Consider the following 20,726-nt stretch of genomic DNA (forward strand, 5'->3'; position numbering starts at 1 on the left):
TGGGCAGAGAAGGATTCGAACCTTCGAAGGCGTTGCCAGCAGATTTACAGTCTGTCCCCTTTGGCCACTCGGGAATCTGCCCATTTGTTTTCAACAATAAATATTTATACCATATTTTTTTTATTTACGCAACCATTTTTTCTACTAAATCAAGCTAAATAGGCACCATCAAATACTACATAATTGACATCCTTTTTTCCAAGTCAAATACTTGTCTATATTATGAAATTGGCTATTTATACATTAAGATAGGAATTTAACAATGGTGAAACTTTCATCTATATATTGTGGGTTATTACACACATCTATTTTGTTCTATAAACTACCGCGCTACATGCAGGAATGGTAACTGCTATATTACCATTTTCTACCATTACCGGAATTCGACCCACATTATACAATTCCTCAGATGTTTCCATTAATCGTTCCATTACGTTTCCATTTGGAATGTTTAACTGCCAAACAGGAATTTTCACATTGATTTCATGGTCTGATGTATTGATAGCTGTTACTGTGCCATTTAATGCGTCAAATCGTCCATAACTTAAATAATTGTTGCCCCAGTCTAATTGCTTGTAAGAACCTTTCTTCAATTCATCGCAATGATTGTGTATAAAAATCATATCTCTGTAAAATTCGATTAATTCAAAATCTTCTTTGCCCCAAGGATATGTTCTTCGGTTGTCCGGATCTGTCCATCCACACACGCCGGCTTCATCCCCATAATACAATGTTGGTGCTCCCGGCAGAGTCATCTGCATTACGACTCCCTGTTTAAATATGGCTTTCTTTACATTTTCATTTGCCGCTTCTGCTCCTGCAGTTGCAATTCTTCCAGCCATACCGTTTGTTCTTGTCATAAATCTTGAATGATCATGATTTGACAATTCATTCATTGCCACTAATAACGACTGATTCTGGAATTGCGCCATATGATATTTCATTGCATCATTAAAGCTGTGGGCATTTCCCTTAAGTTCCGGTTTTACATTGTCAGAATGTTTATCAACACCTGTTAAAAACCAGCTTACAGGATCCATGAACGCATCATAATTCATTACCGTATCCCATTGGTCGCCCTTTAGCCATTCTCCCGCTTCGCCATAATGTTCTGCTAAAATAATTGCATCCTTATTTGCTTCCTTAACTGCCTTTCGGAATTTACGCCAGAATTCATGATTAAATTCACCACTATGTCCCAAATCAGCTGCAACATCTAATCTCCATCCATCAACATTATAAGGAGGTGAAACCCACTTTTTTGCAATGTCTAAAATATACTGTTGCAACTTTTCACTATCTTCATAATTAAGTTTTGGCAAAGTATCAAATCCCCACCATCCTTCATATGTTGAATTGTGAGGCCACTGACCGCCATTAAATTTAAAAAAAGAATTATATGGGCTGTCCTGAGAAATATATGCACCTTTCTCATAGCCATTCTCTTCTCTATAAATTTCCTCGTAATCCATCCATTTGTTAAAAGAGCCACAATGGTTAAATACGCCGTCAATAATCACTTTAATTCCACGTTTATGAGCCTCTTCTACTAATTCAATAAACAATTCGTTACTTGCTTCAAGATTTTTCTTATTTGTAACTCTTGAAATGTATTTTGTTGCCTTTGAATTATCTGTCTCTCCATCTTTTAATACATCCCCCTCATCAACAACTATTTTTCCAAAATGAGGGTCTATATAATCATAGTCCTGTGTGTCATACTTATGGTTTGAAGGAGATACGAACAACGGATTAAAATAAATAGCCTTTACGCCTAATTTTTCCAAATAATCCATCTTATCTATAACTCCCTGTAAATCACCACCATAAAACTGTCTGGTATCGTCTGCTGCCGGATTTTCATACCAGTCTTCAATTTTTTCTACGCCTTTTCCAATATACGCATATTCATTTGTTTCAACATCGTTTGTTTTATCTCCGTTGCAAAAACGTTCTACATATATCTGGTACATAACTGCACCTTTTGCCCAATCCGGTGTATTAAATCCGGGTGTTATTGAAAAGTCATAAACATCTGAGTAGCTTGTATCAGCTCCTGCTATATTGTAAAACAGGATTTCATTTCCATCTATCTCAAATCTATATCTATAACATCTGTTTTCAAGGTGAATTCTTACAGTATAATACTCAAATATTTCATCCTGATAACATGATGTCATTTGAATTCTTTCATTATCAATAATTATATATACTTCATTTGCCATTCTATGGCCTACGCGAAGTATAAAGCTATATTTATCTGTCTGTTTATTGTATCTGCAAAACTGTTCTGTTCCGTCATGAAAAATAGAATTTCTATTATGGTTCATATTGTTCTCCTAAATATAAAACTATATAAAATTTCCTAAAAAAAAATCAGGAAATAAACATTACTTTTCAACTATCTGTTTGTAACTGTCATATATATATATTATTTCATATATTATTCAATATCTTATTCCAAGCCTACTCACTAAATTATATTACATATTTGCATAAATTGGTGCTATTTATTTTTATACAAACAAAAAGGACAGCTGCTACTGCTGTCCTTTTCGGAGAAGGTATTCGTTTTTTCTTTGGGGTGTAGCAAAAAAAACTATATAATGTATTGGGGGGTTTTACAATAATTATTATAGCATAAAATCAACTGTTGTAAAGCGTTTTGTTACCGATAACAACACTTTTTATCTTTTGCACAATTTATTATTGTTTATTATTGTTTTTTATTAGTATTTTACACAATTTCTTGTTTTTTAAAACATTTTTATTAGTCATTATTACTTTTGTTAAAAAATACTTTCGAATTCCTGTTGGTTTATCTTCTCTTTTTCGATCAACATTTGAGCACATTTTTGTAATTGTTCCATATGATCTTCGATAATTTTTTTAGCATCTTTGTAACATGTATCAATGATATTTTTTACTTCTTCATCAATTACTGATGCTGTATGTTCTGCATATCCTTTTGACTGTGCTAAATCACGTCCAATAAATACTTCTTCAGAATCATTATCATAATTTATTAAACCTAATCTGTCAGAAAATCCATATTTTGTAACCATTGCCTTAGCCATTGCAGTTGCCTGTTTAATATCTTGAGATGCTCCTGTTGTAATATCATCAAGAATTATTTCTTCTGCAATTCTTCCACCAAGGCTTACCATTATTTCCTGAATCATATGTCCTTTTGTATCAAACATTTCATCTTTTTCAGGTAATGGCATTGTATAACCTGCTGCTCCTGCTCCTGTTGGAATAACTGAAACCGTATGAACAGGTCCTACGTCAGGCAATACATGGAATAAAATTGCATGGCCTGCTTCGTGATAAGCTGTAATACGTTTCTCTTTGTCAGAAATAATTTTACTCTTCTTTTCTTTTCCAACCCCAACTTTAATAAGTGCTTTATCAATATCTTCCTGAATAATAAATGCTCTGTCAGATTTTGCTGCAATAATAGCCGCTTCATTTAAGAGGTTTTCCAAATCAGCTCCTGTAAATCCTGATGTAATCTGTGCGATTTTTTTCAAATCAACATCCTCGCCTAACGGCTTATTCTTTGCATGAACTTCAAGTATTCCCTTTCTGCCTACAACATCAGGTCTTCCTACTAATACTTTTCTGTCAAATCGTCCCGGTCTTAAAATAGCCGGATCAAGAATATCTACTCTGTTAGTAGCTGCCATAACAATGATACCTTCATTAACACCAAATCCGTCCATTTCTACAAGCATCTGGTTTAATGTCTGTTCACGTTCATCATGGCCACCACCCATTCCTGTTCCCCTTCGTCTGGCAACAGCATCGATTTCATCGATAAATATAATACATGGTGCATTTTTCTTTGCTTCCGCAAATAAATCTCTTACTCTGGAAGCACCTACGCCTACAAACATTTCCACAAAATCAGAACCTGAAATTGTAAAGAAAGGCACCTTAGCTTCACCTGCAACAGCTTTTGCTAATAATGTCTTACCTGTTCCCGGAGGGCCTTCTAATAAAACACCCTTTGGAATTCTTGCTCCTAAATCTATATATTTTTTAGGATTCCTTAGGAAATCTACAATTTCTTCAAGTTCTTCTTTTTCTTCAATAAGACCTGCGACATTTGAGAAATTAATATTCTTAACATCAAGTACAAGTCTTGCGCGGCTCTTACCAAAGTTAGCCATTTTTGCATTGCCTGCATTGGCACTACCATTCATAACCATAATAATAACAATTACAACACCTGCCATTAATAGCACCTGTATAATTGATATCATCAATGAATTATCACCTGCAACATCAGTAACTGTAGGCTTAACATCTGTATCTATTTCATCTATATCACTAATTACTTTATTTACATCTGTTACATATACTACTTTTCTTGATTTATCCTTTGATAAAACAACAACAATACTTCCTGATGGTACCTCATTATTTTGTCTGATTGTAACTTCTGATACATTTCCAGCCTTTAAATCAGTAATAAAATCATTATATTTATAATCACTGTCTTTCGTTGAAAATATTGAAAATGCATACATACCTACAATCATTAATGCTATAACTATAAAGTAAATTCTAAATCCTCTTGAACTATTCTTCAATTTTTCACCTCCTATGGTAGTATTTTGTATCGCTGTCAGTAAAATTTCACGCATCCGTCATCTTAATCGGAGGCAAATTTTTTTTGAATATTAAATTACTCTTCAACAACGCCTACAAAAGGTAAGTCTCTGTACTTCTGGTCGTAGTCAAGCCCATAGCCTACTACAAATTTATCTTCTATTTCAAACCCTGTATAATCAACATGAACATCTACTTCTCTTCTTGATGGTTTATCAAGAAGTGTTGTTACTGCAATGCTTGCAGGCTTTCTTTCTTTTAACAACGGTATTAACTTGTTTAATGTATTGCCTGAATCAATGATATCTTCAACAACAATTACATTTAATCCTTCTATGTCATGATCCAAATCTTTTTTGATTTTAATATCACCTGTACTTACAGTACCTGAGCCATAACTTGATACACTCATAAAATCAAGAGTTACCGGTATTGATATTCTCTTTGCTAATTCGCATGTATAAAAAACGCTTCCTTTTAGGATACAGATGAGACGAACAGATTTTCCCTTATAATCTTCGCTAATCTGCTTTGCAATCTCTCTAACTCTTTTATCAATTTGTTCTTCACTAATCATTTCCTCGATATGACTTGCCATTTTCTTCTCTCCTTTGTTTTTTAATTATAAAATTCAATCTTAATTATGTTTCTAGTATTACTGTTGACTTTATAGTAACTACTCATTCTATATCCGACTATCCACACTATATGATTTCCATCGGCCAATAGTAATACTTTATCTCTGTCTTCTTTAGGAATTTTTTCATTGATAAAATATTCTTTCAGTTTCTTTTTACTTCCGAAATCATTTACTACAAGGTAATCACCCTCTTTACGATTCCGTAAGGTTAACGAACCTATTTTATCACAATCAATCCATTTAGTATACAGTAATTCCTGTATATCATCTACTGAAAATCCGTTGTTTTCGAAGTCAATTTTAAATTTTCCATTGTACGGATTCTCGTTTATAAGTTCATTATTTACAATAATTGGAATCTCCTTAATTTTTTCAATTTTTATATCGGATAAATCCGAAAGTAGAATTCCCTTATACTTTTTTATTGCTTTGATATTATAAGGCAAATTAACTGACTTTGACACTTCAAGCTTTGCCAAATTTATAATACTTTCAACGTGCGCCGCCGTTACATCTTTTAATTTTCCTGCTTTTTTCTCAATTCCTTTTCTGACAATCCTTTTTGCTATAGCCGGATGAATTTCAAATGCCTTTAATGAGATGAATATTCCTTCTTCATTTTCGTCTACATATTCATCATATGTCTTATTTGTTTCAATCTCTAAATAATCTTCTATTTCTCCTAACATTTTTCCGGCATTTACAATATTATATTCAGCTTTTTTATTTATATTTTCTTTTATATACGGAATCAATTCTAATCTAAGCTTATTTCTGCTATATTCTGTTTCAAAATTTGTTTTATCTGTCCTATATGATATATGATTTTCTTCAAGATATTTTTCAATCTCTTTTCTTGATACACAAAGCAGTGGCCTTACAATGTTATCACGCTGCATAGGGATACCCGAAATTCCTTTTATTCCGGTTCCTCTAAAAAGGTTAAACAAAATAGTTTCACTATTATCATTCAAATTATGTGCCACCGATATTTTATTTGCATTATATTTCTCCTGCACTTTTGCAAAACATTCATATCTGCAGACTCTTCCTGCCTCCTCCTCTGACATTCCTCTGGCTATTGCCTCTTTTTTAGCATCTATGTGAAAAATTTCATACGGAATATGCTCTTTGTCACAAATTTTTCTAACATATTCCATATCTCCATCTGCTTCTTTGCCTCTGATATGATGATGTACATGAACCACTACAAGTTTTAAATTAATAAATTTGCTTATTTCTTTTAGTACATATAGCATACAAATGGAATCAGCGCCTCCGGATACTCCCAGAACGACGCTGTCTCCATTTTGCAGCATATTGTTTTCTTTAATAAAATTCAATACTTTCTTTATCATATTTTTAATATACTGTATGCTTATTCTAAAGTCAAACAACCCGGTTAAATCGTTTAATATTTTCATCTGTCTGTTACTTTGATTGTCATAAAATACCTTAAATCAATAATTTATGTGATACTCTTGTTTTAATGCTTTCGCCATATTCCTGTCACAAGAACCGTCATATCATCTTTTGGCACTCCACCCGACAGTTTTATCGCCTCATTCATAATAATAAGTGCCATTTCTTTTGGATTATTACTCTCTATATCCATTATCACATTTGCCATCTCCTTTTCTTTATCATCGCACTGCAATGATTCCACTATTCCATCTGAAATCATTATTACAAAATCACCGTCATACAATTTTTTAGTTATAGTCTCAACATCCACCTCATTTAAAACTCCTATTGGTAAAGATGTTGACTTTATACATTCTACCCAGTTCCCTCTTTTTATAAACGTGCATGCAGCACCTGACTTCAAAAATCTACATGTTCCCGAATATAGATCAATCATTCCCATGTCGACCGTAGTAGAAATATCCCATCCGCTTTTTGTCAGCAAAACCGAATTAATAAGCCTTAATATTGTATTTTCATTCAGTCCACTGTCCATAAACTGTTCCAACAAATCAATTATGATTCCACTATACTCATTTGCAACACTTCCTGAGCCCATACCATCGCATATGCTCATAAATGTCTGCCCTTTATCTAACACAAGATACGTAAAATTATCCCCTGAAACCTGTTCATTTCTTTTAACTGTTTTTGCACTCCCCTGTAATGTGTGAAAATTCACCTCCTCTAATAACTGAAATTTTCCATATTCTAATGGTATATTTCCATATTCTAAGTTTACCATTCTCATCTTTTTGCCAACCACCCGACTTATTATATCCGTCATCATTCTAACCGTAGCTTTTGCCCTCTTCTTCTTTTTGGCGTAAAACTCTACTTCTATATATTCTTTCTCATTTTTCACCACCCTTATTTTCTTTGCATATATTTTTTTCTCTCTGAATTTTCGTTGTATTTTTTCTGCCATTCTGTCTGTAAGTAAATCTTCACTAATTGCCGGTCTCAAAAATTTTTCCACGATTTTACTTACTTCATTGAATTGTGATGCCATGGCTTCCCTCGTTTCCACCATTTTGCTAAACCACAAATAATTAAGCCTTGCCCTTTCCATATACTGTATTTCACTATTCGCACATCCGCTACACACACACTCATTTATATGATTTTCCAAATATTCGTTTTGAAAATTTTCATTATACTCACTGTTTATATACTGCATTTTAGAAGCTATTCCCTTAAAAGCTTTCGCCGTTTTTAACACCTGCTCCGCATCTACATTTTGCATACCATCATCTATTGGCGATAATTTTTTCTGAACCATAAATTTATTTATTCCATATGCAAATATTATGGTTGTTGACCAGTTAAGCATTATTATCGGAATATATGTAAGCATTTTAAATGTACTCCAATGAAGCGACGCCATATTATTCATATAAAAATCTGCTCCCTCCATAACAACCATTGTCATAACCGAAATTCCTGCCAAAATAAACGGATTTGGATTCTTTGCCCATTTCTTATATAAATTAATACACACATATGTCATCAAAATTATCATTGTATACTTGCACATTGGCAAAAATCCCTGATAAAAATATATTCCCCCTGCCATAACCGGTGCTATCACTACTCCAAATACGGGCAATATGTTTCCCGCACTATACCATGCCAAAGCTATCGGATTACAGCCAAAAAATGTAATTCCTGTTACTGCCCAGGATATCATAAGTAAAAATAATGGTTTCAATACCTTTTGCGTCATTAATCAATCCTCCATTTTTTTATTGACAACAGTATATCGGATGTCAATATCCAAAATTGTCGAATCATAACCTTATGTTCCTTAGACTTTTTGACATTTTTTCCTTTTAAACTTTTATAGACCGCCTTGGTCAAAAGGTCTAAGTTCACATGAATTTGTTCATAAGCGGGTTAAAGCCAAATTCATATAAACATCAAGTATATTATACAAACATGAGCTTACTCATAAGTAAATAAAAGACTTTTTAATCTGTCCAAATACGAGCAAAAAAAAGAAGCTGACCTTTAAAGTAAATGCAAAAAGTTAAATTATCTTATAACTATTAATTCCATGTACTTTTAAAATCAGTTTCTTTTTTAATTATATAGAAAATAAATCTCTTTAAAAATTAATTTTTTATTATATTAATATAAACATCTTTAAAATTGGTTTCTTTTGTATTTAGGAAAATTTACTTCGTAAATCGCTTTCTTACTTATTTCCTATAGCTTTAGTCTTCTGGCTTAAATATTACTTCATCCGGATACACTAATCCCATCTTTCTTGCCATTTCTTCTATATATTCGTCTGTCTTAACGTAGTCTTCTTTTTCTTTTAATTCATCTGATAATTCTAATTGGTCATTATATTCCTGCGTAAGTTCTTTTTTCTGTTTCTTTAAATCTGATAACGTTCCATATGCATTAAATGTCTGTACAAGTAAAATAGCACATAACATAATAACTACAAGGCTTATTCCAACTATCATGCCTCTGTTATCGTTTTTTTTCTTACTCTTACTTACTCTGCTCACTCTGGAAGTAGCAGTGCTTTTCCTTGGTTTTCTTACCTGTTGTCCGTTTTGCTGTCTGCGTTGCATGCTTTCCTGTGGTTTTCTTTTTTCCGACATCTACTCACCTTATTTCCTTTTGCAAACTTTTCTTCTATTTTCGTCTTTCTTAGTTTAATTCGTTTCCATGCTTTTTTCAATGGTTTTAATAAAGTTCTAATTATCTTTTCCAAAACTTTCGAAATTTTCAACACTAATTTTCTTCCTACTATTATTTCATAAACTGCCATTGCCAAAAGCATTCCAAATATAGGATACCATCTTAAATTTCCGTAATTTTTTTTAATCAACATACTAAAAAATATGTAAGCTACACATATCCAATATATAAAATCTTCAATAACCACTCTAATAAAATGTGGTTTAATAAGATTTCTTATTATCCTTATAGCATCGTATACAATTGCAAATATTATTCCGCAATACAGTGAAGTAAAAAGCAAAATAAGTTCATCTTTAATCATTTAAACATCCTTTTAAGCATGCTTTCTTTTTTTCTTTTATATGATGAGATTTCAGAATATTCCATGCTGTCCACAGTTCCTTCAATCTCTAATTCCCCTTTTTCTATACTTAACCTATTTACTTTTAAATCCTCACCTTTAATAGTCAGAATTCCCATTGTCGTTTCAAGTAATACCTCTTTTGTATCAAAAGAAATAACATCCTCGACCCCTGTAATCTCCATTGATTTCCTGTTAAGCATCATAAGTTTATGAGCTTTGGAAATATTATCATTCTCCACTAAATCACCCACATAGCTATACTTACATAAATATATGAAACTCTTTTTTTATTTATACTAACTAAAAAACAATCCGTAGGTATCAAAGCTAGAGCTTTTGACCCAAACATCTAAGTTTATATTTCTATCAAATAATTTCTGTATGGGCTAATTTAGGCACTCTTTTATTAGATGCATTAGTACATTTATATTTGTATACTATCTTAAATTTATGTCAAATCTTTGTACATTTCTGTAGCTTCTTCTTTTTTTACGGTTTCATTCAAGTTTAATACCTGAACTTTAACTGTTCTCTGTCCAAATTGAATTTCAATTACATCGTTAATCTTAACATCGTAAGAAGCTTTTACAGGTTTTCCATTTACTATTACTCTTCCTGCATCACAAGCTTCATTAGCTACTGTTCTTCTTTTAATAATTCTTGATACTTTTAAGTATTTATCTATTCTCATGTTTCCTCCTGATTTTGTTGTTAATTAGATATCCTTTTTTCTGCTATTATATTCATTAACCGGATATCTTTTCTGTTTTGCACAATTACATTATTAATTACAAATCTTATATTTTATTGTAAATTTAATTATTTTATAATTTATTTCTAAACTTCCTGATTAAAAAGTAGTATAAAATAAAGGGCTTTTGATAACAAAAGCCCTTAAAATCACTTATATATTTACTCTTTTAAATTAGTTAAGAGCTTCTTTTAAAGCCTTACCTGCTTTGAACTTAGGTACATTAGCTGCAGCAATTGTGATCTTTTCCTTTGTTGCAGGGTTGATACCTTCACGAGCTGGTCTCTTAGAAACTTCAAAGTTACCAAATCCGATTAACTGTACTTTTTCACCCTTCTTCATTTCTTCTGTTACAACGTCTGTAAAAGCCTTAACAGCCTTTGCTGCGTCTGTCTTTGATAATCCTGCTTCTTCAGCTACTGCTGCGATAAATTCTGTCTTGTTCATGTTTATATCCTCCTAAAAATTAGTTCAGAAACTACTTTAATTTCATGTGTTCCTGTAATATACGTTTTCCTCGCGTACTTCAATAAATTTTATACATCATTTACCCTTACTTTGTCAAGGTAATTTGCTTATTTTAAGGGGATTTCAGCCAAATTTTATGTGCATTTTTCATAAAACATTTTTTTTATTTTTTTCGAACTTTTACGACTTATTTTTTTTAGCACAAAATTTTGTCATTTTAATTGTATTTTTTACCCGTTTAAATTTAAGACTCCATTTGCTTTCCTAAAAAATTTGCTGCAACTGCCGCTAACTTTTGTTCAGTTACCGATATTGGATTCTTTATGTCTTTTCCAATTATTGCAACCGCACCAACTGCATCTCCTTCACAGATAATCGGATATATTACTTCACCCATAGATGGTTCTTCACCTTCCTCAATGATAGCTATCCCCTTTTTTAAACTATTATGAGTTGTAAAGACTTCACGTTCATCTATTAAGTTTTCTACATCCTTACTTATCTTCTTTCCTATGTTTTCTTTTTTAGCTCCACCTGATGCAGCAACAACCTGATCCCTGTCGCAAATCATAATCATTTGGCCTGATGTCTGCCCTAACGCTTCCGCATATTGTTTTGCAAAATTGTCAAGTTCTCCAATTGGTGAATATTTTTTTAAAATGACCTCACCATCTCTATTTGTAAAAATCTCTAAAGGATCGCCTTCCCTTATTCTTAAAGTTCTTCTGATTTCCTTTGGAACAACAACTCTCCCCAATTCATCGATTCTTCGTACGATACCTGTCGCTTTCATGTTATTATCCTCCATAACTAATCTTTTAAAGAATTTAATTTTTTCTTTAATGTAATTAAATCCTATTTTGCTAAATTTAAGTTATGGAGTTAGTATGTGGAAAACTTAAGATAATATTCTTAATTTTACTCTAACCCTGTAAGCCTGCTGACTGACGAATCATATCTTCAACTACAATATCGTAAATTTCTCCAATTGAGTTACAATATTCTAAAACTTTCCAAGGCTCATTTGTATGGAAATGAATTTTAATCAAATCTTCATCTCCTACTGCGATAAGACAGTTACCTTCAAAATGTTCTGTTATGTACTCTGATATCTCATCCTCATCTAAATCTTTATCTCTTCTGTCAATCAAAAGTTGTGTATCATAACGATACGCAAACTGATCTTCTTCTACATCAATACTATTAATTTCTGACATAATTATCACCTCTTAAATTTTGTTATATTTATAATTCTTTAAAATTATGACGTTGTGGTCAAAAGTCCCTTACTTTGATGACTGCAGATTGTTCATACCGCACACTCCTATAATCCTACTCCTTTATGAGCAAGCTTATGTGGGCTTAAGCCTTTTGAACCTGGCATCATATTATTTTCCAATAATAATACTTATCAATCTCTTATCAAGCATTATTGTTTTGTTCCACGGATTAATTATAATTCCACTTATTCCATCTGTTTTTAAGGCTGTCACAAATAAGCTGTCAATGTCACTCATAAAAGTAGACATTACACTACCGCTTCCTTTAACTTCCTCATCAAAACTTGTAAACGCCATCCACCACATTCTTCCATCATCTGTCTTAATTGCCTGAATATTCAAATTCCCATCTGCTTTAGGTGGCTCAACCGCAATAATTAATCTGCCTTTTTCCTTCATTCTTCTTCGGATAACTGTTAAAGTATGAGCTAACATTTCCTGAGTGCTTTCCTGCTGCAATGCTGCAATCGCATTTTCAATCTTAATATTATCCTTTAAGCCCTCATCTTTCATATTATCCGAATTTAAATCTTTTCTCACATTTTCTAAATTATCCTGTGAACCATTCAAATCATCCGGCAAATTATTTTTTATCTTTTTACTCATTTATATTATAACCTCAATGAATCACATAATTAAAATCCTAACAATATACTAACGTTTTCATTGAACCTTCCACTCTTTAATAAATTACATATTGTTAGAATCCTGACCTTTAGCATAAAATTTTACTAATATCTTAACAATAAATTTAGGCCAGAATTTTGAAAACATAACTTCATCTTCATCGCTTCTTTTATTATCGGCAATAATGGCTGATGTTTCTGAATCTTCATGTATTCTATGCGCCACTAATGGCTTTTTGCAATAAATAAAGCTTCCTTTAAGTTTAGAAAGTTTCTCCCATGCCTGCCAGTCTTCATTGCTTCTAAATCCAACTTCAAAAATAGGATTCGGCAAATTTGCTCTGACATATCCTACTGAAGGGCAACAAATAGGTGATCCAAATGATAATATTCTTCTTCTTACAAATCTGCTGTTAAAAAACAATCTTGTCTTTAATGGTATAAGCATGATTCTTTTAACTTTAAGTAATTTGTTTTCTTTAACATATTCACCATTTCTAAGTTCCCAGTAATCTGTAAAGAAAATCAAAGGATGTTTGCTTCTTTCAAATTCCTTTAATAGAGTTTCTGTATACTCTGGAAAATATACATCATCCTGATGTGCAATTGTCACATAAGGAGTATCGATCTGTTTATATCCGAAATTCCAGTCTTGGACAATTCCTCCCTGACCTTCGTTTACTATCAGTTCTATATTGTGTTTTTTTGCCATATCAGCAATATACTCATTAGGTGTTGAAGTAACCATTTTAATTGTACTTTTTACTGTCTGTTTTTCTAATGACTGTATGCATTCCTCTAAAAAAGGACTTTCTTTGTATGCACATATTACAAATGAATGTTTCATCTTTCTTCTCCTAAAAACTCTGTTGTTATTTACTAAGTTTTTTTGCTCTGCTATTGTTTATTATTTTGGTTTACCAAACTATATCATTGCTTATTATTCATGATTACTAAACTTTAACATTGTTTGTTCCCATTTTTTTAATTCTGTTGCTCTCTATTTATACAATCTTTTTATATAGCATCATTATACATATTACTATGCTCTTTGGCATTTTGCAAAATATAGTTACAATTAGTCTTATTAAAACTGTTTCACCTTTAGGCTTTCCAAGTCCCACATAAGGATTTTTCTTATAATCAGGAATCTTCCCGGATAACCAGTTAAAATATTCTGTATACGCTTTTGACATTTCTTTTTTAGTACTCTGTTTACATATAAAGGTCAAATTCCAGATAACATATTTTATAACAAAATACTCAAACATTTTAGGTTTCATATATTTTTGATTTTTATTTCTCTCTATTAACCCTTCAAGAAAAGGAATTGGAGAATTTGTCACTTTTTTCTGAGTTGTATTTGAAACCGACTCATCTCTGTAAATCCAATTATAACCCACATAATCTGTTGTTATGATTTTGTCACTTTCGCCGTAAGCTGTAACATTAAAATATGAATCCTCTCCCATTTTATAATCGCCAAATTTAAGATTATGTTCTCTGACAAATTGCGTTTTCATAATACGTCCCCAAGGACTTATCATTCTAAACTTTGCCCATTCATCTTTTGTGAGTATCATTTCCTCTAAAACTTTTCCTTCAGGAGTAATTCGTCTGTATCCACCAATTACCATATCAGCATCAGTTTCCAAAATTCTGCTTAACAGCATTTCTATACAGTCTTCTTTCATGGAATCATCATTATCCATAAACATCAGATATTCACCTGTGGCAAATTCAATTCCTCTGTTTCTTGTATAAGCTATCCCATGATTTTCCTGTGTAAGAACAATTAAATTATTATATTCTTTTGCAAGTTCATTTAATATTTCTAATGTTGAATCCTTCGAACCATCATTAACAACTATAATTTCTATATTTTTATATGTCTGCCTTTGTAGTGACAAAATACAATCCTTTATATATTTTTCACTGTTATATGCAGGTATTACAATTGATACTTTTTTATCCATTTCCCAAACCTCTCAAAAAGGCTTTACAAAATCAGATTTTGTAAAAGCCTTTCCTTCTATGCCAGCTTTTGAACGATTAATACCGTCAAAAGTCCATATGCAGTTATAAATGTCATAATTCCCGTAAGCAATCGGGCGTAGCCTGTTTTTGTCATATTAATGCTTAATTTTCCATTATATGCAGCCACTATAGCCAGCCACAATATCGGAAGATAATATCTGGCCTGTACCCCTACTATAGCCGTCTGTCCTACAGGTGTAAATGCAAGATACATCGCTGTCCAAATCAATACAACAATAATAAAGATAAGTCCCCAAACACCTAATTTTGTTTTTACATTAAGAGACTTTTCTTCTTTATTTTTGCAAATCAAAAGCATAATAAGTGCCATTATTACATAAGCAAATTTATCCGGTCCTACAACTGTTCCGCCATAATTCATAAGCATTAAATTACCAATTGTATATGGGTCTCTTGTCTCAGCTGAAATACCAAAGTTTTCAAAACTAAATATACTTGATAACAATTCTTTTGCATAATTAAATGGCTGTCCAATAATGTTTCCAATCTGACTTCCTGAGTTTGTATCTCCACCTCTGATATCCACAGTTGCCGTAACATCCGGTGAAATCATACTTGCTATTGTTGGCAACACAAATGTTGTAAGCATCCATCCACATACAGCCAATATTCCAAGTTTAAACCAGATTACACTCTTTTTACTTGAGAATTTTCTATTAGGAATAAATAGTGCAAGCATAACTAATGGTGCATAAACCATCTTAGATAAACTTCCCACTGTAATTGCAACCATTCCGGCTACTAATAACTTTGTATTTATCTTTTCTTCATCACTAATAATTTCATTTATCAGCAATACAACTCCAAGTGAAACAAAGCATAAAACAAAGCCATCATATGTTATAGAACTTGCCTGTAAAATACTTGTAGGCATTAATGCTATACAAACAAGTGCATATTTACATACTTTTGTCATCTTTATTGCAATCGCCATAACAACAAGATATACAATTAAATTCATAAATTTAATAAACATCAGCATATTAGAAAAGCTTAAATGTAGTGCTCTTGCAATTTTTGCTCCAAGAATCTGAGGTATATATGCTACTGCAGTATAATTTGTTGCAACCGCCTTATTTGTTCTTGAAATTACTTTTTTATCATTAGCATTCATGTATTGGTCTACGAGATTTTTTTCCTCCAAAGTGTTATATGCAGGAATTCCTACTTTTTCCTCATACTTAACAACTGCACTCGTGTTATCTACTAAATCTCCGTAGGCATTTTCATATACGGCCTTAAAATGTGTTTCTTCATCCCATGTAAACGGTGTTGCGCCTGTAGAATAAATTAATGATACTCCGATTAAAAAACCTGATACAACGAAGAACAGCTCTATTCTTTTTCTAAGAATATCCTTACATAAAATAATCATTGCAAGCATCACAAGTACTGAAAATATAAAGCACATTCTATATTTGTTAGGTGTAAATGAATTTTTAATCTTAACTGCTTTTATACAGTCCACGTATTCTTTAGGAACATCAATTTTAATCTTGTTTCCGTATTCCCCTACAGAAGTCACCCCTGTTTTTAATTCAGGATACAATATGTCATTATATCCTTTTTTATTTTCTTTTCCATAAGACGATACAGTAGTAACTTCAAAACTGTAATGGATTATTTTATTTTCTTCTGATAATCCATATATCTGTACCTTTCCTATGTAAGTAGTCTTTTTTAACTTAACTTCAATTGAGTTATTTTTAACTGTAAAATTAGTAAAAGTTGTATCTTTAAGTCCATATCTTATACTCTTAAAATTAAAGCCAAAAAATTCGATTACAAACGTTAACACAACAATTAGAAATAATACAATTGCATACGCTAAAGGCTTCGGTATTTTATTTGTTATTCTTTTTACCATTAGACCCTCCATTGGCATTTGCTTTCATTTTAAGAAAATTAACTGTAATTCCTATAAAGGCAATCAATACTAATCCCCACAAAAAATCTGTAGAAATTTTCTTTCTTCCTTCAACTACAATACATAAAATATTTCCACTTATCTGCATATCATCATCATATGATGCTAAATTTTCAATTTTATCCTGTCTGTTACCATAAATAACAAGTTCACTGTCCTGTGGAATATTTTTGCCTTTCACAACAATTTTTAACGAATCAGCACTAATTTTTAAATCGTGACATTCTATGTTTGAATATACAACTGAGCTGTCTGAAGATTCTTCAGCATAATATGATGTTAACATAATATCCTGAACTTCTAACTCTTTTTCGCCTAGAACTTTTCCTGATTCATTATCATAAAACTTTATGGAAATAATTCCATTGTTTCTTTTTTCCTGCGTATATTTTTCTCTTAAATCTTTTATCTTAAGAGAAATGCTTTTAAGGTTGCTAACCTTCTTGTCTACAACTATGGAATATTCCCTGTCATTAGAAATACGTCCAACCGTATACTCTGTATCTTCGTTTGTATTTGCCGCTATTGTAGATTTGCCTACATCAAAAACCCTTCCGGTAACAGCCATAAATAAAATGTAGACAACCAATGCAATCCCTAAAATTATAATACTAAGATTTTTATTATATTTATTAAGCATACTTTTACCCATTATTATTTATTCTCTATAACATTTTTAGCATTAATATAAGGATATACCTCATATCTATACTCAATATCATCGTCATCTACCAGTCCAATATCATCTACGTTTTTAATATATTCTTCTTTGTAAATGCCGTAATATTTACCTTCAATTGTAATTTCATCATTTATAGCTGGAAGCACTTTTGTCTTTTTGTTATATTTAAAATTAACATAATAAAACTGTTTGTCCCCAACTTCTAACTTTATAGTAGCCGTATTTTTCTTATTGTTAAGTTCTATATAATTAACTTTTCCATTGACTTTTGCTTTCATTCCAGCATAGCCATATGGATTCTTTGCAACATCTTCATATGTATATGAAGGATTTAACGGATTAAATTCTCCTGCATTTACGTCGTAACTGTAAACAACTTCTACATATGGCAATGTACCTGTGTACTGATTATACTTTGTACTCTTATCGTCATTAAAATGTGTATACATATCAGTTTTTAATAAATATCCATAAACCTGAACTTTATCTCCGACTTTATATGTCTGTGAAATAGACTGTCTGCCATTAAATACTTTCATGTTTTTGCATTTGCAAACATAAATTTTTCCATCAGAATCCTTAATTGTTATATATGCATTTATTTTAGCTTCATAAACAGACTCCACCGTACCTGTAGCTTTTATCATTTTTCCAACATAATTATCAGGATAATATATTAATTGTGAGTATTTTACGTCCTTTACCTGCGAAATTAGTTTTTTAATTGGAACCTGTTCATAATTCCAATCATAATCAGTTAACGTTCCCTTACTGTCATAATACTTAATGGCACCATTTGGAATCCCTGAATTATAATTCATAACATTATATGTTCCATCAGCAAATGTTTTTGTAATTTCTCCGTCAAATCGATTCTCAACCATGTCGCCTTCTTCTATGCTACCATCACTATATGTAATCGTACATTTTCCATCAAGGCTTCCATCTTTCCACGTTCCTTCAACCTTAGAAACTATATCACCGTCTACTTCAATTACGCCCTTTCCTTCAGGATTTCCATTATTAAGTTTCCCTGTATAACTCCCTGTATACTTGTTACCAAAAAGCGTTATTCCACTTGTAATAGTTCCGTTAGAAGTGTTTTTTTCATTTGAGCATCCTGCAAAAACAGCAGCTGTCATTCCCACTGCAAATATTGCAACAAGCAACTTATGCTTACTCATATTTTCCTCCTATAATCTGTATTGCACCATCTATTTGGTCAGTGGCCATTCATCAGAAACTTTTATCAAAATGAACTTTGCTCATTTTGTTTCCACTTTATAATCTACTTAAACATAAACTTTCCATTACTTTGTACTAAATTAGCATTGTAATATTTGTTTTCTTTCTTTAATTTATCTTTCCAGACCTTTTTGAACTCTTTCTGAGATTTTTCATCATTATAGTTAAGATTGTCTGCTAATTTTACATGAACATCAGTATTTAAAATAACATCATAACCTGCTTCATCTATTTTAAAGCAAACATCTAAATCTCTATATGGGAAACTAAATTTTTCATTTATTCCACCAACTTCTTTAATTACGTTAGTTCTAAACATTACCAATTTTAAAGACACACCCATAACATTCTGAGGTCCGTCTGCTCTATGACAATATCCTCTAAAAATTGAAGGCAAATGATAAAACAGACTTGATACAGTTGCATTACTGTCATAATTAAGTCCACAGCTTTCAATTTTCTTATTTTTATTAAGGCATTTTACACCTGTTATTCCAACATGTTTCCACTGACAGTATTTAAGTAATTCTTCTACCCAATTGTCTGTCATAGGAATAGCATCATTATCTGCGACCACAACGTATTCAGTCTTAACTGCTTCCATTTCTTTTGAAAGCTGACCTTTTACAACTTTATATTCAATATGAAGATTTGACATTTCTCTCTGTTTTTTCTTCATTTCATTAATCTGTTTTTCATCATTAGCTAAAACAGTTACGCTATAATCACCTTTTAAATCATAATCAATTTTATAAAATCCTAAATCTTTAGTAAGCGCCGGAGTTCCGTCTTCTCCGATTTCTGTCAAATATTTTTTAATTGCTTTATTTCCATTTTCAAAAGCATATAATTTACTGTTTGGATTTGCTGCTGTTGAATCAGGATGAATTCTCCAATGATATAAAATTTTTGGTACATGCTTTATGTCAGCTCCTGCACCGTTACATCTTAATACGAATTCAAAATCCTGAGCCCCATCAAATTCCTGATTTAATCCACCGACTTTATCTAACAATTCTCTTGAAAACATTAAAAAGTGGCAGATATAATTTGTATGTCTTAAAAATTCTTCGTTTAAATCCGGTTTAAATGCCGGATTAATTAGCTTTCCTGTATCTGCTACGATTTTATCTTCATCTGAATAAACCATATCAGGAATTTTATCATGTGCATTAAGTTCCTTAACCATTTCATATAATGCATTTGGTGTAAGCAAATCATCATGGTCTAACAATGCTATATATTCTCCCTTAGCATTATCAAATCCTTCATTTGTATTATTTGAAATTCCATCATTCTTACTTAATTTTATATAGCTGATTCTCTCATCTTTATATTCATTTAATGTATCTTTAACAATTGTTGTGTTACTTCCGTCTGCGATACATAATTCAAGATTTGAATATGTCTGTTCTAATACACTGTCAACAAGCTGTCTGAGAAAAACAGGTGCAGTCTCATATGCAGGCACTACAATACTTACTAACGGTGCATATTCAAACTTCACTTTTCTTTGTTCATTTAACTCATCTTCTCCAGGTAAAAATTTTTCTATATTATTTTGATAATATCTGTCTCTTTTCTTCGTATCAAACCACTCCATAAATCTAAGAGTGAAATCGTGTAAACCGTACTGTTTAAAGAGATCAATACCATTCTTCAAATTCATTTCCAATTCTTCCTTTCATTTCACAGACATTCATCTGTTAGTTATCCTGCCAAAGTTTCTTGGGCATTCCTATTCAATCGACAACTGATTAATCATACACTAATATGGAAAAAATAACAACTTTATTAAAATATATGCCTTAATTTTGCTTAACTTATCAATATAAACTTAATATTGATTTATATAAGTCAACAATCAAATTTTCACAAACGGACTTAATATACCTGTATCATTCTAA

Annotated in this window: 19 protein-coding genes and 1 tRNA gene; all 20 read right to left on the reverse strand. The window is 31.6% G+C overall.

The genetic code is table 11. The annotated features are described in order from the left end of the window. Positions 1-82, reverse strand: a tRNA-Tyr gene (locus ABMA45_RS05530). Between the two features lie 223 nt (positions 83-305). After that, the gene (locus ABMA45_RS05535; RefSeq protein ID WP_022088889.1) at positions 306-2,330 is read right to left on the reverse strand and encodes a glycoside hydrolase family 13 protein; all 2,025 of its coding nucleotides are present in this window, start codon (positions 2,328-2,330) and stop codon (positions 306-308) included. A gap of 459 nt (positions 2,331-2,789) precedes the next feature. Further along, on the reverse strand, positions 2,790-4,598 hold the full coding sequence (gene ftsH, locus ABMA45_RS05540; RefSeq protein WP_022088890.1) for an ATP-dependent zinc metalloprotease FtsH: 1,809 nt from the start codon (positions 4,596-4,598) through the stop codon (positions 2,790-2,792). 95 nt (positions 4,599-4,693) lie between these two features. Continuing rightward, positions 4,694-5,215, reverse strand: a complete 522-nt coding sequence (gene hpt / locus ABMA45_RS05545; RefSeq protein ID WP_022088891.1) for a hypoxanthine phosphoribosyltransferase — start codon at positions 5,213-5,215, stop codon at positions 4,694-4,696. 20 nt (positions 5,216-5,235) lie between these two features. Continuing rightward, positions 5,236-6,681 carry a tRNA lysidine(34) synthetase TilS gene (gene tilS, locus ABMA45_RS05550; protein ID WP_022088892.1) on the reverse strand — a complete coding sequence of 482 codons (1,446 nt, stop codon included), beginning with the start codon at positions 6,679-6,681 and terminating at the stop codon, positions 5,236-5,238. Between the two features lie 62 nt (positions 6,682-6,743). After that, positions 6,744-8,447, reverse strand: coding sequence for a SpoIIE family protein phosphatase (locus ABMA45_RS05555; RefSeq protein ID WP_022088893.1), 1,704 nt, complete (start codon positions 8,445-8,447; stop codon positions 6,744-6,746). A 490-nt stretch (positions 8,448-8,937) separates the two neighbouring features. Continuing rightward, positions 8,938-9,336 carry an FtsB family cell division protein gene (locus ABMA45_RS05560; protein ID WP_118565698.1) on the reverse strand — a complete coding sequence of 133 codons (399 nt, stop codon included), beginning with the start codon at positions 9,334-9,336 and terminating at the stop codon, positions 8,938-8,940. Further along, the gene (gene yabQ, locus ABMA45_RS05565) at positions 9,273-9,740 is read right to left on the reverse strand and encodes a spore cortex biosynthesis protein YabQ (protein WP_022088895.1); all 468 of its coding nucleotides are present in this window, start codon (positions 9,738-9,740) and stop codon (positions 9,273-9,275) included. Before yabQ ends, ABMA45_RS05560 begins: the two co-directional genes overlap by 64 nt. Then, positions 9,737-10,021 carry a sporulation protein YabP gene (gene yabP, locus ABMA45_RS05570; RefSeq protein WP_243003062.1) on the reverse strand — a complete coding sequence of 95 codons (285 nt, stop codon included), beginning with the start codon at positions 10,019-10,021 and terminating at the stop codon, positions 9,737-9,739. Before yabP ends, yabQ begins: the two co-directional genes overlap by 4 nt. A 209-nt stretch (positions 10,022-10,230) precedes the next feature. Beyond that, positions 10,231-10,473: an RNA-binding S4 domain-containing protein gene (locus ABMA45_RS05575; protein WP_022088897.1), complete on the reverse strand. Its 243-nt coding sequence runs from the start codon at positions 10,471-10,473 to the stop codon at positions 10,231-10,233. A 234-nt stretch (positions 10,474-10,707) separates the two neighbouring features. Then, positions 10,708-10,980, reverse strand: a complete 273-nt coding sequence (locus ABMA45_RS05580; protein WP_022088898.1) for an HU family DNA-binding protein — start codon at positions 10,978-10,980, stop codon at positions 10,708-10,710. A gap of 265 nt (positions 10,981-11,245) precedes the next feature. After that, positions 11,246-11,794: a stage V sporulation protein T gene (gene spoVT / locus ABMA45_RS05585; protein WP_022088899.1), complete on the reverse strand. Its 549-nt coding sequence runs from the start codon at positions 11,792-11,794 to the stop codon at positions 11,246-11,248. 130 nt (positions 11,795-11,924) lie between these two features. Further along, entirely contained in the window at positions 11,925-12,218 is a 294-nt protein-coding gene (locus tag ABMA45_RS05590; protein WP_022088900.1) for a hypothetical protein, read from the reverse strand. A gap of 171 nt (positions 12,219-12,389) precedes the next feature. Continuing rightward, positions 12,390-12,887, reverse strand: coding sequence for an SseB family protein (locus ABMA45_RS05595; RefSeq protein WP_022088901.1), 498 nt, complete (start codon positions 12,885-12,887; stop codon positions 12,390-12,392). A gap of 84 nt (positions 12,888-12,971) precedes the next feature. Continuing rightward, on the reverse strand, positions 12,972-13,754 hold the full coding sequence (locus ABMA45_RS05600) for a glycosyltransferase family 2 protein (RefSeq protein ID WP_022088902.1): 783 nt from the start codon (positions 13,752-13,754) through the stop codon (positions 12,972-12,974). A 157-nt stretch (positions 13,755-13,911) separates the two neighbouring features. Next, on the reverse strand, positions 13,912-14,883 hold the full coding sequence (locus ABMA45_RS05605) for a glycosyltransferase family 2 protein (protein ID WP_022088903.1): 972 nt from the start codon (positions 14,881-14,883) through the stop codon (positions 13,912-13,914). Between the two features lie 56 nt (positions 14,884-14,939). Next, entirely contained in the window at positions 14,940-16,832 is a 1,893-nt protein-coding gene (locus tag ABMA45_RS05610) for a DUF2142 domain-containing protein (RefSeq protein ID WP_022088904.1), read from the reverse strand. Further along, positions 16,810-17,544 (reverse strand): hypothetical protein, encoded by a 735-nt coding sequence (locus ABMA45_RS05615; protein ID WP_022088905.1) that lies wholly within the window; start codon positions 17,542-17,544, stop codon positions 16,810-16,812. The genes ABMA45_RS05610 and ABMA45_RS05615 overlap by 23 nt, the downstream gene beginning before the upstream one ends. A gap of 2 nt (positions 17,545-17,546) precedes the next feature. Then, a complete protein-coding gene (locus tag ABMA45_RS05620) occupies positions 17,547-18,758 on the reverse strand; it encodes an mORN motif protein (protein WP_022088906.1) in 1,212 nt (403 codons plus the stop codon). A 104-nt stretch (positions 18,759-18,862) separates the two neighbouring features. Then, on the reverse strand, positions 18,863-20,488 hold the full coding sequence (locus ABMA45_RS05625) for a glycosyltransferase family 2 protein (protein ID WP_022088907.1): 1,626 nt from the start codon (positions 20,486-20,488) through the stop codon (positions 18,863-18,865). Positions 20,489-20,726: the final 238 nt, after the last annotated feature.

Origin of the sequence: Eubacterium sp. CAG:156, from assembly GCF_000434315.1 — a bacterium.
Classification (GTDB): domain Bacteria; phylum Bacillota; class Clostridia; order Lachnospirales; family Lachnospiraceae; genus Eubacterium_U; species Eubacterium_U album.

Excerpts from the sequence above, each read along its gene's own strand:
- ABMA45_RS05535 (WP_022088889.1), bottom strand. The coding sequence starts at position 2,330 with ATGAACCATAATAGAAATTCTATTTTTCATGACGGAACAGAACAGTTT.
- hpt (WP_022088891.1), bottom strand. The coding sequence starts at position 5,215 with ATGGCAAGTCATATCGAGGAAATGATTAGTGAAGAACAAATTGATAAA.
- tilS (WP_022088892.1), bottom strand. The coding sequence starts at position 6,681 with ATGAAAATATTAAACGATTTAACCGGGTTGTTTGACTTTAGAATAAGC.
- ABMA45_RS05555 (WP_022088893.1), bottom strand. The coding sequence starts at position 8,447 with ATGACGCAAAAGGTATTGAAACCATTATTTTTACTTATGATATCCTGG.
- ABMA45_RS05560 (WP_118565698.1), bottom strand. The coding sequence starts at position 9,336 with ATGTCGGAAAAAAGAAAACCACAGGAAAGCATGCAACGCAGACAGCAA.
- yabQ (WP_022088895.1), bottom strand. The coding sequence starts at position 9,740 with ATGATTAAAGATGAACTTATTTTGCTTTTTACTTCACTGTATTGCGGA.
- ABMA45_RS05575 (WP_022088897.1), bottom strand. The coding sequence starts at position 10,473 with ATGAGAATAGATAAATACTTAAAAGTATCAAGAATTATTAAAAGAAGA.
- ABMA45_RS05580 (WP_022088898.1), bottom strand. The coding sequence starts at position 10,980 with ATGAACAAGACAGAATTTATCGCAGCAGTAGCTGAAGAAGCAGGATTA.
- spoVT (WP_022088899.1), bottom strand. The coding sequence starts at position 11,794 with ATGAAAGCGACAGGTATCGTACGAAGAATCGATGAATTGGGGAGAGTT.
- ABMA45_RS05590 (WP_022088900.1), bottom strand. The coding sequence starts at position 12,218 with ATGTCAGAAATTAATAGTATTGATGTAGAAGAAGATCAGTTTGCGTAT.
- ABMA45_RS05595 (WP_022088901.1), bottom strand. The coding sequence starts at position 12,887 with ATGAGTAAAAAGATAAAAAATAATTTGCCGGATGATTTGAATGGTTCA.
- ABMA45_RS05600 (WP_022088902.1), bottom strand. The coding sequence starts at position 13,754 with ATGAAACATTCATTTGTAATATGTGCATACAAAGAAAGTCCTTTTTTA.
- ABMA45_RS05605 (WP_022088903.1), bottom strand. The coding sequence starts at position 14,883 with ATGGATAAAAAAGTATCAATTGTAATACCTGCATATAACAGTGAAAAA.
- ABMA45_RS05610 (WP_022088904.1), bottom strand. The coding sequence starts at position 16,832 with ATGGTAAAAAGAATAACAAATAAAATACCGAAGCCTTTAGCGTATGCA.
- ABMA45_RS05615 (WP_022088905.1), bottom strand. The coding sequence starts at position 17,544 with ATGGGTAAAAGTATGCTTAATAAATATAATAAAAATCTTAGTATTATA.
- ABMA45_RS05620 (WP_022088906.1), bottom strand. The coding sequence starts at position 18,758 with ATGAGTAAGCATAAGTTGCTTGTTGCAATATTTGCAGTGGGAATGACA.
- ABMA45_RS05625 (WP_022088907.1), bottom strand. The coding sequence starts at position 20,488 with ATGAATTTGAAGAATGGTATTGATCTCTTTAAACAGTACGGTTTACAC.